A 14,899-nucleotide genomic window follows, 5' to 3' on the forward strand; every position below is an offset into this window, starting at 1 on the left:
CAGCCTACGACGCTCAGCCGCCGGCGTGCTCGGCGACCGCGCGGGTGGGCGGCACGACCGTGGGCAGGCGCGGCCCGTCGAAGTATCCGGGTTTGTGGGTACGCAGCAGCGCCTGCCCGCTGCGCTCCCACAGGAAGCCGGGTCGTCCCAGCAGCCCGGCGAACAGCTCTCCGGCCTTGGCATGGTCGCGCTCGGCCAGGCGGACGATCGGCACCGGTGAGACCGCGTCGCCCTTGAGATAGGAGGTCACCAGGTCGCGGCCCTCACGCCGGACGACCAGTCCGGGCCGGTCGAAGATCTCGGCCAGCCGGGCGAACTCCGCGTAGTAGCTCAGCCCGTCGGTCTCGTCGAAGATCAGGGCGACGCTCCCGGCCCGCGCGACGTGCTCGGGGATCTCGGCCTCCACCTGCCCGCCGAGGCGTTCGGCCTGGTAGCCGAGATAGCCCCGGATCTTCTCCGCCACCTCCGCCCCCGCCACCACGACCTGGTCGGAGCCGAAGTAGGAGATGAAGCAGCGCCGCTGCTCGGCCTGGGTGCGCCGGGCCGCGGCCAGGAGCTCCGGATTGCGGTAGGCGGCGGCCGGATTCTCCAGCGTCACGTGCGCGGCCGCCACGATCAGCCTCTCGCGCGCCTGCGCGGTGTGGACCGACGGGGTGGCGCTGATCAGCCAGTCGCGGCCGAGCGGGATGAGCCTGCCGACCACGAACATGCCCTCGGCCAGCGGCGCGAACGCCTCCTCACCCAGGTTGGACAGCGTCCGGTAGGTCAGCTCGTCCACATGGTTGAACAGGACGAGCGCCGGGCCGTCGAACCCGGTCACCTCGAAGACGCCCTCGACCACGTCCTTCCAGCTGAGCAGCAGCTCCCGGTCGGCCGGGTCGAGGTCGGGGTGCTCGTCCACGAACCGGTCCACGACCGTGCCACCGCCACCGAGCCGGTGCTGGTGCACGAAGTAGTCGACCGGCAGGAAGGCGTTGGCCTCGTCCTGCGGCTGCCCGCCGGCGTAGAAGCGGTCGAGCACGGCGGTCAGCTCGCGCTGGAACCTGCCGGACGTCGCGTAGTGCACCAGCTCGGGCTTGAGCTCCCGCGCGCGGGCCAGCAGATCCATCGACTCACTCCTCGTGTTCGCGTGATTGCAAAGAGACAGTAACGAGGAGTACGGCGCCGCGGGCCGCTTTCCCGATTTCTCCAGAGAAGTCTCCGCAGCTCAAGGGGTGCATAGCCACGTCCATTACCTGGCGCGTAATCGCACCGGCTATGCCCTCGATGACACGGTTCCTGTGTCGGAAACAACCGCTAGGAGAGCCGAGATGACCGCCGTACCCGTCACCGCCGACCGGACCAAGTTCCTGCGCACCGTGCTCCTCGCCGACGCCGTCGTCACCGGCGCCAACGGCCTGGCCTACCTGGTCGCCGCGCCGCTGCTGAGCGATTTCCTGGGGCCCGGCTCGGGGCTGCTGCGGGCCCTCGGCGTCTTCCTGCTCGCGTACGGCGCGGCCGTGGCCGTACTGGGCACCCGGCGCGAGATCAGCCTGGCCGGCACCAAGGCCGTCGTCGCCGTCAACATCATCTGGACGCTGGTCAGCGTGGCCGCCGTGGCGTTCGGGCCGCTGGAGTTCACCACGATCGGCGCCGTGTGGGCCATCGCCCAGGCGCTGGTGGTCGGCCTGCTGGCCGAGCTGCAGATCATGGGCCTGCGCAAGGCCCGCCGCTAACCCTGGAGAGGACGAAACATCATGGAAAACCTGGTTGAGCGCTATCTGGCCGCCTGGAACGAGACCGACGCCGACGCCCGCGCCAAGGCCGTCGCCGAGCTGTGGTCCGAGGACGGCGTCTACACCGACCCGCTGGCCGCCGTCACCGGCCACGAGGCGATCGCCGCGGTGATCGCCGGGGCGCAGGGCATGTTCCCCGGCATGGTCTTCACGCCGGGCGAGGTGTTCGAGACCCACCACAACGTGGCCCGCTTCACCTGGCACCTCGGCGCGCCCGGGGCCGAGCCGATCGTGGTCGGGTTCGACGTGGCGGAGCTGGCCGGGGACGGCAGGATCCGGCGCGTCCTGGGCTTCCTCGACAAGGTCCCCGCCTGAGCCCCGCGGGGAAGGGTCCTCCCGGCCGCCGGGAGGGCCCTTCTCCGCGTCCGGGACAAAAACCGTTTGAGCTCGCGCGCGGGCAGGACGGACAATGTCACCTCGTGTTCTCCCTCATCAAACGCATCGCCCCCGACCTGGGCCCGTTGCGCGACTCGCGTGACTACCGGCTGCTGATGGTCTCCGGGGTGATCACGATGTTCGGCACGTTCGTCACCATGGTGGCGCTGCCGTTCCAGATGATGGAGCTGACCGGCGACTACGTCGCCGTGGGACTGATGAGCCTGGCCGAGTTCGTGCCGATGGTGGTGTGCGGGCTGTGGGGCGGGGCCATCGCCGACGCGCTCGACCGGCGCAAGATCGTGCTGTTCAGCGAGGTGGGCCTGCTGGTCACCTCGGGCCTGCTGACCGTCAACGCGCTGCTGCCGCGCCCGCAAGTATGGGTGCTTTACGTGGTCGGCGCGATCGCGATGGGGCTGACCTGCCTGCAGCGGCCCAGCCTTGAGGCGCTCATCCCGCAGGTCGTCCGGCACGACCAGCTGCCGGCGGCGGCGGTGCTGGCCAGCCTGCGCTGGAACATCGGCGCCATCGCCGCGCCCGCCCTGGGCGGCCTGCTCGTGGCCACCTACGGCAGCGCCATCGCCTACGGGCTGGACACGGCCTCGTTCGCGCTGTCGCTGGTGCTGCTGTGGCGGATCCGCGCGGTGCCGCCGCACGAGGAGGCACAACCCGCGTCACTGAAAACGCTCGCCGAGGGCGTCCGCTACGCCTGGCGCCGCAGCGACCTCATGGGCACCTACCTGGTCGACATCGCGGCGATGGTCTTCGCCATGTCGACGGCGCTGTTCCCGTTCCTGGCCAAGCAGCTCGGCGCGCCCCAGGCGGTCGGGTTGCTCTACTCGGCCAGCGCCGTGGGCGCCCTGATCGCCTCACTCACCGGCGGCTGGACGGCCCGCGTGCACCGGCACGGCCTGGGCGTGATCGTGGCCGCCGCGCTGTGGGGCGTGGCCGTGGCGCTGGCCGCGGTGGTGCCGAACCTGTTCGCGGTCTTCTTCTGCCTCGCGCTGGCAGGCGCCGCCGACATGATCAGCGGCATCTTCCGCTCGACCATGTGGAACCAGACCATCCCGAACGAGCTGCGCGGCCGCCTGGCCGGCATAGAGCTGCTGTCGTACGCCAGCGGCCCCATGCTGGGCAACGCCCGCGCCGGGGCGATGGCCGCCTTGGGCGGTGCCCGCTTCGCGCTGGGCGTGGGCGGCCTGCTGTGCGTGGGCGCGGTGGTGGCGCTGGCCGGGGCGTTGCCGAAGTTCCGCCGCTACGACGCGCGCACCGACGAACACGCCGTAGCCGAGAAGGCCCGCCGCGAACTGGCCGCGTCCCAGCCCGGTTAGAGGCTCTCCCGCCACCCGTCGTATTCCTCGGCCAGCGCCTCGACCTGGCCGGCCAGCTCCGCGGGCAGGTCCTCGACGACCACGACCCACTGGGCGTCCTCGGCGTCGTCCTCCCCCGCCAGGGTCTCCCGCACCACCCGCGGCACCTCGCCCAGCCACTCCCCCAGCGCCTCGGCCACCGCCTCGGCGTCATCCCGCTCACCGAACACCAGCAGGTTTCGCACAGCCCCGTCCTTCATAGATTGCTACCGTAGAACCATGACGGCCGAAGCGGTGAGCATAGATATGCCTGAAAAGCCACCATCGCTTCCCGACTGGGTCTTCCCGCCCCCGGAAGGCTTCGTCGCGGAGGACCTCGATCACATTCCGGATTTGCCTGCGCACACAGAGTTGCTTGACGGAAGCTTGGTCTTCGTGAGTCCACAGGCTTCCTTCCACATGCGAGCGGTCTCCCTGGTCGAGATGAATCTCCGCCGGCTGGCGCCGAAGCACCTGCGCGTGCGTCGTGAGATGAATGTCATCCTGGGCCCCACCCAGCGCCCCGAGCCTGACGTCAGCGTGATCCGTGCGGAGGCGGAGCAAGATCCCAATCAGACCTTCTACAAGGCAGGAGACGTCCTCCTCGTCGTCGAGGTCGTCTCGCCGGAGTCCAAGGACCGTGATCGGGACCGCAAACCCACCCTCTACGCGCGGGCGGGCATCCCCTACTTCTGGCGCGTCGAGAACGCAGAGGGCCAGATGATGGTCCACGTCTACGCACTGGATCAGTCAACCAGGAGCTACACCCTCGCCGGAATCTTCCACGAGCGGCTCAAGGTGCCCGTGCCGTTCGACATCGACATCGACCTCACCGAGATCGACCAGCTCTGAGAAGGGCGGGCACGGCCGAGGCCATGCCCGCCCCCAAAGATCCCGTCAGGCTCCGCGTAGTGAAGCGCCCACGCGGTCGGCGGCCAGCGCGACCGCCGCGTCACGGGCCGCCGTCGTCTCCTCCACCGTCAGCGTCCGATCCGGTGCGCGGAAGCGCAGCGTGTAGGCCAGCGACTTGTTGCCCTCGCCCACCTGCGCCCCGGTGTAGACGTCGAACAAGCGGATCGACTCCAGCAGTTCGCCCGCCCCCTCGCGCAGCGCGGCGGCCACCTCGGCTTCCGGGGTGTCGGCGGCGACGATCAGGGCGACGTCCTGGGTGGCCACCGGGTAGGAGGACACGGCGGGCGCGTCGACCGGGCCCCGCAAGGTCAGGCGGCTCAGCTCCAGCTCCATCGCGCAGGTGCGCGGCGGCAGGCCGTAGGCCTCGATGACGCGCGGGTGCAGCTCGCCCGCGTGGCCCACCAGCGTGTCGCCGGAGTAGAGGGCGGCGCAGCGGCCCGGGTGCCACGGCTCGTGCTGGTCGGCGGCGATCCGCAGCTCCACCCCTGCCTGCGCGGCCGCCAGCCTGGCCGCCTCGACGGCGTCGGCCCAGGTGGCCTGACGGCCCTTGCCCCACCAGCCGGAGCGGTCGAACTCACCGGCCAGCACGACGGCCAGCCGTTCCGGCTGGGCGGGCAGCGCGGCCTCCAGCGCGGCGAGCTCCTCCTCGGTGGGGGCGCGCTCCACGCCGAAGACCGGCGCGGCCGAGGGGGCGTCCGGCTTGGCGCGGTAGACCAGGCCGGACTCGAACAGCGCCACGTCGGGGAAGCCCCGGCCCACGTTGCGCACCAGCGTCTTGAGCAGGCCGGGCAGCAGCGTGGTGCGCATGTACGGCTCGTCGTCGGAGATCGGGTTCGTCAGCCGGGTGGCCCGCCTGCGGTCGTCGTCGGCGGGCAACTGCAGGTTGTCGAGGTCGGCCTGCCCGATGAACGGGTAGGACAGCACCTCCACGTAACCGTGGGCGGCCAGCACCCGCCCGACCCGCCGGCGCAGCCGCTGCGTCTCGGTGAGTCCGGCGCCCGCGGGCGCCTTGGGCAGCACCGACGGCAGCCCCTCATACCCTTCGAGCCGGATGACCTCCTCGGCCAGATCGGCCGGGTCGGTCAGGTCGGTGCGCCACGACGGCGGCGTCACGGTGATCATGTCGGGGCCGGTGACGGCCAGCCTGGCCGCGATCTCGCCGCCGGTGACCACCGCTGTCGGCGCCACGCCGCCCCGGCGGATCGCCGGGTCGTCGCCGTCGGTGACCGTGCAGCCGACCTGCTCCAGCCGCCGCACCACGGTCTCCTTCGGGTACGGCACGCCGCCCACCTGACCCGGGTAGCCGGCCGGGATGGCGATGCGCGCCGGCTCGACCTCGACCTCGGCGTGGGTGAGCCCCGGCTGGATGGCGGCGCCGCCCAGCTCGGCCAGCATGGTGACCGCCCGCCAGGTGGCGACCAGCGGCAGCTCGCGGTCGACGCCGCGTTCGAAGCGCTTGGACGACTCCGAGACCAGGTTGTGGGCGCGCGACTCGCGCGAGATGCCGGGCGCGGAGAAGTGTGCTGCCTCGATGACCACGTCGGTGGTCGTCTCGGAGATCTCGGTGGCCAGGCCGCCCATGGTGCCGGCCATCGAGATCGGCCCGGACTGGTCGGTGATGAGGATGTCCTCGGGGTGGAGCTCGCGCACCACGTGGTCGAGGGTCTCCAGGCGCTCGCCGGGCTCGGCGCGGCGTACGACGATCTCGCCGGTGAGCTTGGCCCGGTCGAACGCGTGCAGCGGCTGGCCCAGCTCCAGCATCACGTAGTTGGTGATGTCGACGGCCAGCGAGACCGGCCGCATGCCGGCGCGCGTCAGCCGTACCCGCATCCAGAGGGGACTCTGCGCGTCCGGGTCGAAGCCGCGCACCTCGCGCAGCACGAACCGGTCGCAGGCGGTGGCGTCGGCGATCCACGCCGGCCACGCCTCCTCGGTGGCGGCGGGCGGCTGGAGGTCGGCGGGGTCGCGGAACGGGACGCCGAAGGCGATGGCCGCCTCGCGGGCCACGCCGCGCATCGACATCGCGTAGCTGATGTCGGGGGTGATCTCCATCTCGATGACGTCGTCGCGCAGGCCGAGCAGCTCGACCACGTCGGCGCCGATGGGCGTCTCGGACGGCAGCACCATGATGCCGTCGTGGCCCTCGCCGAGGCCGAGCTCACGCTCGGAGCAGATCATGCCCTCGGACAGCCTGCCGTAGGTCTTGCGCGAGCCGACCTCGAAACCGCCGGGCAGCACCCCGCCGGGCAGCACGACCGGGACGCGGTCGCCGGCCTCGAAGTTGACGGCGCCGCAGATGATCTCGCGCGGCGTGGCCTCGCCGACCTCGACCTTGCAGTGGCGGATCGGCTTCTTGAAGCCGGTGAGCTCCTCGAACTCGAGGACCTCACCGACGACGACGTTCTTGACGTCGTGGCCGTGGGAGATGATCCGCTCCAGCTTGAGCCCGGCGGCGGTCAGCCGCTCGGCGACCTCGTGGGCGGTGACCGGCGGCAGATCGACGTACTCCCGCAGCCAGGAAAGCGGGGCCTTCATCAGATCTCCATTCCGAACGGGAGCGAGAAGCGGACGTCACCCTCGACCATGTCGCGCATGTCCTCGGCGTTGTGGCGGAACATCAGCGTGCGCTCGATGCCCATGCCGAAGGCGAAACCGCTGTAGCGGGCCGGGTCGACGCCGCCCGCGACGAGCACCCGCGGGTTGACCATGCCGCAGCCGCCCCACTCGATCCAGCCCTCGCTCTTGCAGGTACGGCACGGCGGGTTGCCCGGCACGGCACTGGTGCCGCGGCAGACGAAGCACTTGAGGTCCATCTCGGCCGACGGCTCGGTGAAGGGGAAGTAGTGCGGCCGGAAGCGTGTGGTGATGCCCTCGCCGAACATGACCTCGGCGAAGCGGTCGAGCGTGCCCTTCAGGTGCGCCATCGTCAGGCCCTCGTCGACCGCCAGGCCCTCGACCTGGTGGAAGACCGGGGTGTGGGTGGCGTCGAGCTCGTCGGTGCGGAAGGTCTTGCCCGGCGAGACCACGTAACACGGCACGCCGCGCTGCAGCAGCGCGCGGATCTGCACCGGTGAGGTCTGCGTGCGCAGCACCATGCCCGAGTCGGCCGACTCCACGAAGAAGGTGTCGTGGTCGGAGCGGGCCGGGTGGTCCTTGGAGATGTTGAGCGCGTCGAAGTTGAACCACTCGCCTTCGAGCTCGGGGCCCTCGGCGACCTCGTAGCCCATGGCGACGAAGGTGTCGGCGATGCGCTCCTGCATCGTGGTCAGGGGGTGGCGGGCCCCCTGCGGCCGGCGGTCCCACGGGAGGGTGACGTCGACGGTCTCCTCGACGAGGACGCGGGCGTCGCGCTCGGCCTCCAGCTCGGCCTGGCGGGCGGCCAGCGCCTCGCCCACGGCCTTGCGGGCGGCGCCGATGCGCTTGCCCGCCTCGGCGCGGGCGGCCGGGGGCAGCGCGCCGATCTCGCGGTTGGCCAGCGCGATGGGCGAACGGTCGCCGGCGTGGGCGAGGCGTACCTGCTTGAGTGCGTCGAGGCTGTCGGCCGCCTTGATCGCCGCTACGGCGTCGGCCTCCATGCGCGACAGCTCGTCGGCATGCAGGGGCGTGACCTCGACAGGGTCGTAGTCAGACAAGAGAGAGCTCCGTATCCAGGGCTTGAGCGAGACTGAGTCTAGTGCTGGCCCACCGGAGCCGATGACCTACGCGAAGTCAGGCGTGCCGGTGGGCAACATAAATCGGAACTCGGCCCCGCCCTCGGGAGCACGCTGCACGGTGATCGTCCCGCCGTGCGCCTCGACCAGGCCCTTGACGATGAACAGGCCAAGACCGGTGCCGCCGCGCCGGCGGCTGTTGCCGCGCCAGAACTGCCGGAAGACGCGCGTGGCCAGCTCGGGGCGGATGCCCTCACCCTGGTCGCGCACAGACACGGCTACTCCATAGTCGACGGCTTGGACGTCAATGCTCACGGTTCCGCGTCCGTGCCGCAAAGCGTTTTCCACCAGGTTACCGAGAATCTGGTCGATCTTGTCCTGGTCGAGCCACGTCTCGGGCAGTTGGTCGCCGGCGGTGAGCCGGAAGCGGTCCTCGGGCTCGCCGGCGGCCACGCGCCCGGCGATGATCCGGCGCACCCGCGCGGGCACGTCGACGACCTGGCGGTGCACCTCCATGCGGCCCGACTCGATGCGCGAGACGTCGAGCAGCTCGGTGATCAGCCGGGTGACGCGGTCGGCGTCGGTGTTGATGGTGTCGAGCATGACGCGCTTCTGCTCGTCGGTGAACCGGCTCCACTTGGCCAGCAGCGTCGCGGTGAAGCCCTTGACGCTGGTCAGCGGCGAGCGCAGCTCGTGGGCGACGGTCGAGACCAGGTCGGCGCGGCTGCGTTCGAGCCGGGCGCGGGCGCCGCCGTGGCGCAGGACGATCGTGACCCGCTCGACGTCGCCGCGGCGCTCGGGCTCGCGCACCAGCCGGGCGGTCACGTGGAGCTCCTGGCCGCCGGGCAGGTGCAGGGGGCGTTCCGGGACGCGGGTGCGGGTGCGCAGCCCGCCCTCCGGGTCGAGCGCCTTCCACCATTCGCGGCCGTCGTGGTCGCGCAGCGGGAAGACGTCGTTCATGTGCCGGCCGACCGCCCGCTCCACGGGCACTCCCGTGAGCCTCGCGGCCGCCTTGTTGAGCGCCAGCACCCTGCCGAACCTGTCGGTCACGATGACCCCGTCAGGAAGGTCGTCGATGCCGATCGTGCACACGGAGGCCACCACCCGACCTTCGCTGTCTTCGCCGTGCACGACCCCGCCTCCTCGACTACATGGCCGACAATAGCGGGTTTCCGCGCCCCTAGGGCACCCGCTGAGCGCGTGCGGACGCGTAGAGACACACTGCTGCCGCGGTGGCCAGGTTGAGGCTCTCGGCCTGCCCGTAGATGGGCACCCGCACCACGTCGTCGGCCAGCGCGCGCACCTCTTCCGGCAGCCCCCACGCCTCGTTGCCGAAGATCCACGCCGTCGGCCCGGACAGATCCACGTCGTCGAGGGTGCGCTCGCCCGCGCCGTCCGCGGCCAGCACCCGCAGCCCCTTGTCCTTGATTGCCTGTACGGCTCCCGCCACCGGGCTGCCGATCACCACCGGCAGGTGGAACAGGCTGCCGGCGCTGGCGCGTACGCACTTGCCGTTGTAGGGGTCCACGGAAGCGTCGGTGAAAACCACGGAATCGGCCCCTGCCGCGTCGGCCGCCCGCATCACGGTGCCGGCGTTGCCCGGATCGCGCACGTGCGCGAGCACCGCCACCAGGCGGGGGTCGCCGCCGAGGGCCTCCTCCAGCGGGACGTGCACGAAGCGGCAGATGGCCAGCAGCCCCTGCGGGGTGACCGTCTGCGAGAGCTCGGCCATCACCTCGCCGCTGGCGCGGTGCACCGGCAGGTCGCGCGCGAGCGCCTCGTCGACCAGGTCGGGGTGGCGCTGCTCGGCCTCGGCGGTGGCGAACAGCTCCAGCGTCACGCCGTCGAGCTTGAGCGCCTCGCGCACTGCCTGCGGGCCCTCGGCCACGAACCTGCGGTCCTGGTCGCGGAAGGAGCGCTTGGCCAGGCGCCTGGCCGCCTTCACCCGCGGCGCCCTGATGTTGGTCAGCTCCACGTTGTCGTCCCCCAGTGCCATGCAAAAAGGGCCCACCGGAGGTGGGCCCCTTGACCGTAAAACCTCAGCTCGCGGCCGGCGCGTTCACGTTCGCCGGCAGCGCCTTCTTGGCGGCCTCGACGAGCGTGGCGAAGGTCTGGCTGTCGTTCACCGCGAGGTCGGCGAGGATCTTGCGGTCGACCTCGATGTGGGCCAGACGCAGTCCCTGGATCAGGCGGTTGTAAGTCATGCCGTTCTGACGGGCGGCGGCGTTGATCCGCTGGATCCACAGACGGCGGAACGCACCCTTACGGTCCTTGCGGTCCCGATAGGCGTACGTCATCGAGTGGAGCATCTGCTCCTTGGCCTTGCGGTAGAGCCGCGACCGCTGGCCGCGGTAGCCCGCCGCCCGCTCGAGGACGACCTTGCGCTTCTTCTTGGCGTTGAGCGCCCGCTTCACGCGTGCCATGTTGTATCTCCCCGGGGGTTCGCGCTACTTAGCGAGCAGCTTCTTGATCTTCTTGACGTCGTTGTCGGACACAACCACTTCGCCCTTGAGACGGCGCGTCAGCGTGGAGGACTTCCACTCGTTGTAGTGCGCGCGAGCGGCACGACGGCGCTTGACCTTGCCGGTGCCGGTAAGCCGGAACCGCTTCTTCGCACCGCTGTGCGTCTTCATCTTCGGCATCTCGCCGTCTCTCCCTCAATTCGTCCGTGCCGGTGGCCGGGTCGGTGCAGGGCCGACCCGGTCGCGGCGTCTTCGTTACGGCAGTGGCGTCGTTCGGGGGTTGCCGTGTAAGGCTAACCCGAACCGCGGGTCACGCTTCCTGTGCGGAAACTTCCTCACTCGGTGCGGAAGCTTCCTCGCCCGGAGAAGGCTCCTCGCCGCCACGCTGTGCCTTGGCTGCGGCCTTTTCGGCCTTGGCCTCGGCCTTCTTCTTGTGCGGACCGATCACCATGATCATGTTTCGGCCGTCCTGCTTGGGCTGGGACTCCACGAAGCCGAGCTCCGTGACATCCTCCGCCAGCTTCTGCAGGAGCCGGAAGCCCAGCTCGGGACGCGACTGCTCACGTCCGCGGAACATGATCGTGACTTTGACCTTGTCTCCCGCCTTGAGGAACCGCACCACGTGACCCTTCTTGGTCTCGTAGTCGTGCGGGTCGATCTTCGGCCGGAGCTTGATCTCCTTGATGATCGTGTGCGCCTGATTCTTGCGCGCTTCGCGCGCCTTCATCGCGGACTCGTACTTGAATTTTCCGTAGTCCATGAGCTTGCACACGGGCGGTCGAGCCGTGGCCGCGACCTCGACGAGGTCGAGGTCGGCCTCCTGGGCGAGCTTGAGGGCGTCGTGAATGGAGACGATGCCGACCTGCTCGCCGTTCGGGCCCACGAGGCGAACCTCGGGAACTCGGATACGCTCGTTGATGCGGGGCTCAGTGCTGATGGGGCCTCCTAGGTTTGCGTCCCTACGTGCTCGTCGTGCCGAGAGCTTCGCACGTACATGCCTGTACACGCGAAAAGCCCCGCACGTCGCGCATGCGGGGCCACTGAGCTCGTCGGCTTCGTGGCCGTAAGCTCCCCGGAGTAGTCCGGCGTGATCCTGGACCCGGCCGCCGGGCGGCGACTCAGGTGGGAGGTAGACCTCCGCTTGCGCGTCCAGCAAGGCATGCCGGACCGATCAGGGAGTTACGTTACCACAACACACCGAGTTCCTCGAATCATCCCGAGCCGGGAGCGTCGACTTGCTATCACTGTGTGTTACCGGGCCGACTTGCTAATCTAGACAGACTAGACAGGAGGCGGGTCCATGTCCTCATGGCAGCTCCAGGAGGCCAAGCAGCGCTTCAGCGAGGTGGTGCGGCGGGCACACGACGAAGGCCCCCAGATCGTCACCCGGCACGGCGAGGACGTCGCCGTGATCATCGACATGGCCGAGTACCGGCGCCTCAAGGGCGGAGAACCCGACTTCAAGGAGTTCCTCATGTCCGGGCCCGACCTCAGCGACCTCGACCTCACCCGGTCCCGCGATCTGCCCCGCGAGGTCGACCTGGGGACCGACTGGTGACCTACCTGCTGGACACCAACGTCGTCTCGGAGATGACCAAGCGCCACCGGGATCCGGGGGTGGCCGCCTGGCTGGAGACGATCAACGGGCCGACGCTCTACCTGAGCGTCCTGGTCATGGGTGAGATCCGCAAGGGCATCGAGCTCTCCAGGCGCCACGACCCGGTGCAGGCCGCCGCGCACGAGGCCTGGCTCACCAGGCTTCAGGCCGAGTTCGCCACGCGGATCCTGCCCGTCACCACCGAGGTGGCCGAGGAGTGGGGCCGGTTCAACGCCATCCGCCCCATTCCCGTCGTCGACGGGCTCATGGCCGCCACCGCGCGTACCCGCAACTGGACGCTCGTCACCCGGAACGTCAAGGACTTCAACGGGCTCGACCTGCGGATCGTCAATCCATTCGACTGGCCCGTCTGAGGATCTCCGCCTCGCCGGCCGCGCGCATGGCCTCCACCGGGACGTCCGCGCGGCCGGTCATCAGCTCCACCTGCCGCACCGCCTGGTGCAGCAGCATCGCGAACCCGCCCACCACGCGCCCGCCCGCCTCCCGCACGCTGGCCACCGCCTTCGTGGGCCACGGCGCGTAGACCACGTCGAACAACGCCGGCACACCCGCCAGCGCCCCCGCGTAACCGTCGGCCGCGCCGGCCGGCAGCGTGGAGACCACGAGATCGACGCCGAGCAGGTCGTCCAGCTCGTCCAGCGGCGCCACCCGCAGCGCCACCCCCAGCCGCTCGGCCACCCCGGCCGTCTCGGCCGCCCGCCCGGCATCCCGTACGGCCAGCGTCACCCGCTCCAGCCCCAGGTTCCGCAGAGCCGCCAGCGCCGAACCGGCGGTCGCTCCCCCGCCCAGCACCAGCGCGGAACCCGGCCGCGGCACCCCCGCCTCGGCCAGCGCCCGCTCGATCCCGTACACGTCGGTGTTCTCACCATGCGCGGAACCGTCCCGGAACACGACCGTGTTGGCCCCGCCAACATCAACGGCCAGCTCGGAGACGGTGTCCAGCAAGGGCAGCACGGCCCGCTTGAGCGGCATCGTCAGCGACAGCCCCGCCCACTCCCCGACCTCACCGCGCAGGCCCGCCATCCGCGCGGGCAGCCCCGCCTCATCACACTCGAAGGCGTCGTAGGTCCAGTCGTCCAGGCCCATCGCCTGGTACGCCGCCCTGTGCAGGTACGGCGAGAGCGAATGCGCGATCGGCGAACCGAGAACCGCTGCCCGCATGAAACCCCTCCCTATCCAGGGGAGGACCCTACCCCCGCCACCAATCCAGCCGAAAATCAACGGCCCAGGAAAACACCACTTGGCGGGTCAGGAACACCACTTGACGCCCCAGGGACAACTACCTGTGGGCCAGAACGCCACTTGGCGGGCCGGGACACCACTTAGGGGGCCGGGGAACACCACTTGGCGGGCCGAGGCGGGCCGTTGCGGCGGGGAGTGTGTCCGACGTGAGAAGCGATCCCCCCGACCTGCGCCCGCCCGCGACGGCGGGTGGCGTCTCGCTGGCTTGCCGTAACGGAAAGGTGGCCCTCAGAGAGGGCCCACCGCAACGGAAAGTGGCCTTAAGAGAGGGCCCGCCGAGGACGGGCCATGGGAAACGTCTCCGGTCAGCCGCCGTTCTTCTTGTATTCGTTCAGGAGAACCTGGAACTCCGCGTCCGTGGTGGCGAACTTGGTGACCTGGCTGTTCGGGTCGGTGGCGACGAAGTACAGCCATGTGCCCGGCGTCGGGTTGAGCGCGGCCTCGATCGCGTGGTCGCCCGGGTTGGCGATGGGGCCGGGCGGCAGGCCCAGGTGCAGGTACGTGTTGTACTTCGACGGCGTCTTCGTCTCGGCGAAGGTGGCGGCCGTCTTGTACTTGCCGAGCGCGTACATGACCGTGCTGTCCATCTTCAGGTGCATCTCCGGCTTGTGGGCGAGCCGGTTGTAGACGACGCGGGAGATCTTGCCCATGTCCTCCTGGCGCCCGGCCTCCGCCTGGATGATGCTCGCGATGATCATGATCTCGTGCGGTGTGCGGCCGAGGTCCTTGGCGCCCGCCTCCAGGCCGGTCCGGTCGGCGGTCTCCTTGAAGCGGTCGACCATCTTGGTGAGGATCGCGGTCGCGCTCGACTTCGGCGGGAACTGGTAGGTCGCGGGGAACGCGTAACCCTCCAGGCGGCCCTTGGCGTAGTCGGGCAGGCCGAGGTCGCCGGCCTTCTTGGCGGCGGCGGTGAAGTCCTTGGCCGGGACCTTCGTCTTCTCGGCGAGCTGCGTGAACGTGTCGCTGAGGCGCAGGCCCTCCTTGAGCGTCACCTCGGTGTACTGCCGGTTGTTCGAGTCGAGTTCGGTGACGGCGTCGGCGGCGCGCATCTGCTTGCGCAGCGTGTAGTGGCCGGGGACGAGCGAGGCGCTCTTGCCGGAGTTGGTGACGGCGTTGATGAAGGCTCTGGAGTCCTTGATGACGCCGAGGCGCTCGAGTTCCTCCGCGACGTCGGTGGCGCTCTGGCCCTGCCTGATCTCCAGGGCGACCGAGCCGCTGCCGGGGCCGGAGAAGTCGCCGGGCACGAGGCGGTCGCTCACCCACAGGTAGCCGTAGTAGCCACCGCCGCCGACGATGCCGAGCAAGACGATGAGCGCGAGCAGCGGCGCCAGGAAACCGCCGCGGTTGCGACGGCGGCGACGGCGTCGCCCGCGCCGGCCGTTGCCCTTCTGGCGGCGCGAGCGTCCGTTGTCGTCCTCGGGGCCGAGGAGGAGGTCCATGTCGAGATCGTTCATAGCTGCGATGGCCAATCTCCCGGTATGACCGGCCTGGCGTCAAGACCGGCGAGGGTTACCGA

17 protein-coding genes are annotated in these 14,899 nt (G+C 70.2%); 6 read left to right on the top strand and 11 right to left on the bottom strand.

The window, feature by feature from the left end; all coding sequences use genetic code 11:
* Positions 1 to 13 precede the first annotated feature (13 nt).
* On the bottom strand, positions 14 to 1,108 hold the full coding sequence (locus HNR40_RS15580; protein ID WP_184961788.1) for a hypothetical protein: 1,095 nt from the start codon (positions 1,106 to 1,108) through the stop codon (positions 14 to 16).
* 202 nt (positions 1,109 to 1,310) lie between these two features.
* Here HNR40_RS15580 and HNR40_RS15585 point away from each other — a divergent pair, with 202 nt between their 5' ends.
* From HNR40_RS15585 to HNR40_RS15595, 3 genes are all read left to right on the top strand, one after another.
* Positions 1,311 to 1,715: a hypothetical protein gene (locus HNR40_RS15585; RefSeq protein WP_184961790.1), complete on the top strand. Its 405-nt coding sequence runs from the start codon at positions 1,311 to 1,313 to the stop codon at positions 1,713 to 1,715.
* A gap of 21 nt (positions 1,716 to 1,736) precedes the next feature.
* The gene (locus HNR40_RS15590) at positions 1,737 to 2,090 is read left to right on the top strand and encodes a nuclear transport factor 2 family protein (protein WP_184961792.1); all 354 of its coding nucleotides are present in this window, start codon (positions 1,737 to 1,739) and stop codon (positions 2,088 to 2,090) included.
* Positions 2,091 to 2,194: 104 nt separating this feature from the next.
* On the top strand, positions 2,195 to 3,481 hold the full coding sequence (locus tag HNR40_RS15595) for an MFS transporter (RefSeq protein WP_312896363.1): 1,287 nt from the start codon (positions 2,195 to 2,197) through the stop codon (positions 3,479 to 3,481).
* Here HNR40_RS15595 and HNR40_RS15600 read toward each other — a convergent pair.
* On the bottom strand, positions 3,478 to 3,705 hold the full coding sequence (locus HNR40_RS15600; RefSeq protein WP_312896364.1) for a hypothetical protein: 228 nt from the start codon (positions 3,703 to 3,705) through the stop codon (positions 3,478 to 3,480). The genes HNR40_RS15595 and HNR40_RS15600 overlap by 4 nt on opposite strands.
* Before the next feature lie 34 nt (positions 3,706 to 3,739).
* On the opposite strand from HNR40_RS15600, the gene HNR40_RS15605 reads away from it, so the two are divergent.
* Complete coding sequence (locus HNR40_RS15605; RefSeq protein ID WP_246509153.1) at positions 3,740 to 4,351, top strand: Uma2 family endonuclease; 612 nt, start codon at positions 3,740 to 3,742, stop codon at positions 4,349 to 4,351.
* 45 nt (positions 4,352 to 4,396) lie between these two features.
* On the opposite strand, the gene HNR40_RS15610 is transcribed toward HNR40_RS15605, so the two are convergent.
* The 7 genes from HNR40_RS15610 to infC all read right to left on the bottom strand — a co-directional run bounded on the left by HNR40_RS15610 (position 4,397) and on the right by infC (position 11,529).
* Positions 4,397 to 6,946 (bottom strand): phenylalanine--tRNA ligase subunit beta, encoded by a 2,550-nt coding sequence (locus tag HNR40_RS15610; RefSeq protein WP_184961796.1) that lies wholly within the window; start codon positions 6,944 to 6,946, stop codon positions 4,397 to 4,399.
* Positions 6,946 to 7,986, bottom strand: coding sequence for a phenylalanine--tRNA ligase subunit alpha (gene pheS, locus HNR40_RS15615; protein ID WP_246509182.1), 1,041 nt, complete (start codon positions 7,984 to 7,986; stop codon positions 6,946 to 6,948). Before pheS ends, HNR40_RS15610 begins: the two co-directional genes overlap by 1 nt.
* Before the next feature lie 123 nt (positions 7,987 to 8,109).
* Positions 8,110 to 9,192, bottom strand: coding sequence for a sensor histidine kinase (locus tag HNR40_RS15620; protein WP_312896365.1), 1,083 nt, complete (start codon positions 9,190 to 9,192; stop codon positions 8,110 to 8,112).
* A gap of 49 nt (positions 9,193 to 9,241) precedes the next feature.
* Complete coding sequence (locus HNR40_RS15625; protein WP_184961800.1) at positions 9,242 to 10,057, bottom strand: TrmH family RNA methyltransferase; 816 nt, start codon at positions 10,055 to 10,057, stop codon at positions 9,242 to 9,244.
* A 43-nt stretch (positions 10,058 to 10,100) separates the two neighbouring features.
* Positions 10,101 to 10,484 (bottom strand): 50S ribosomal protein L20, encoded by a 384-nt coding sequence (rplT, locus tag HNR40_RS15630; protein ID WP_184961802.1) that lies wholly within the window; start codon positions 10,482 to 10,484, stop codon positions 10,101 to 10,103.
* Between the two features lie 24 nt (positions 10,485 to 10,508).
* Positions 10,509 to 10,703 (bottom strand): 50S ribosomal protein L35, encoded by a 195-nt coding sequence (rpmI, locus tag HNR40_RS15635; RefSeq protein ID WP_184961804.1) that lies wholly within the window; start codon positions 10,701 to 10,703, stop codon positions 10,509 to 10,511.
* A 130-nt stretch (positions 10,704 to 10,833) separates the two neighbouring features.
* Positions 10,834 to 11,529 carry a translation initiation factor IF-3 gene (infC, locus tag HNR40_RS15640; protein ID WP_312896366.1) on the bottom strand — a complete coding sequence of 232 codons (696 nt, stop codon included), beginning with the start codon at positions 11,527 to 11,529 and terminating at the stop codon, positions 10,834 to 10,836.
* A gap of 294 nt (positions 11,530 to 11,823) precedes the next feature.
* On the opposite strand from infC, the gene HNR40_RS15645 reads away from it, so the two are divergent.
* Both HNR40_RS15645 and HNR40_RS15650 read left to right on the top strand, forming a co-directional pair.
* Entirely contained in the window at positions 11,824 to 12,081 is a 258-nt protein-coding gene (locus HNR40_RS15645) for a type II toxin-antitoxin system Phd/YefM family antitoxin (RefSeq protein ID WP_184961806.1), read from the top strand.
* Positions 12,078 to 12,494, top strand: coding sequence for a type II toxin-antitoxin system VapC family toxin (locus tag HNR40_RS15650; RefSeq protein ID WP_184961808.1), 417 nt, complete (start codon positions 12,078 to 12,080; stop codon positions 12,492 to 12,494). Before HNR40_RS15645 ends, HNR40_RS15650 begins: the two co-directional genes overlap by 4 nt.
* On the opposite strand, the gene HNR40_RS15655 is transcribed toward HNR40_RS15650, so the two are convergent.
* Both HNR40_RS15655 and mltG read right to left on the bottom strand, forming a co-directional pair.
* Positions 12,469 to 13,302: a shikimate dehydrogenase gene (locus HNR40_RS15655; RefSeq protein WP_184961810.1), complete on the bottom strand. Its 834-nt coding sequence runs from the start codon at positions 13,300 to 13,302 to the stop codon at positions 12,469 to 12,471. The two genes, HNR40_RS15650 and HNR40_RS15655, sit on opposite strands and share 26 nt — an antisense overlap.
* 386 nt (positions 13,303 to 13,688) lie before the next feature.
* Positions 13,689 to 14,837 (bottom strand): endolytic transglycosylase MltG, encoded by a 1,149-nt coding sequence (gene mltG / locus HNR40_RS15660; RefSeq protein WP_184961812.1) that lies wholly within the window; start codon positions 14,835 to 14,837, stop codon positions 13,689 to 13,691.
* Positions 14,838 to 14,899: the final 62 nt, after the last annotated feature.

It is taken from the genome of Nonomuraea endophytica, from assembly GCF_014203235.1.
GTDB lineage: Bacteria > Actinomycetota > Actinomycetes > Streptosporangiales > Streptosporangiaceae > Nonomuraea > Nonomuraea endophytica.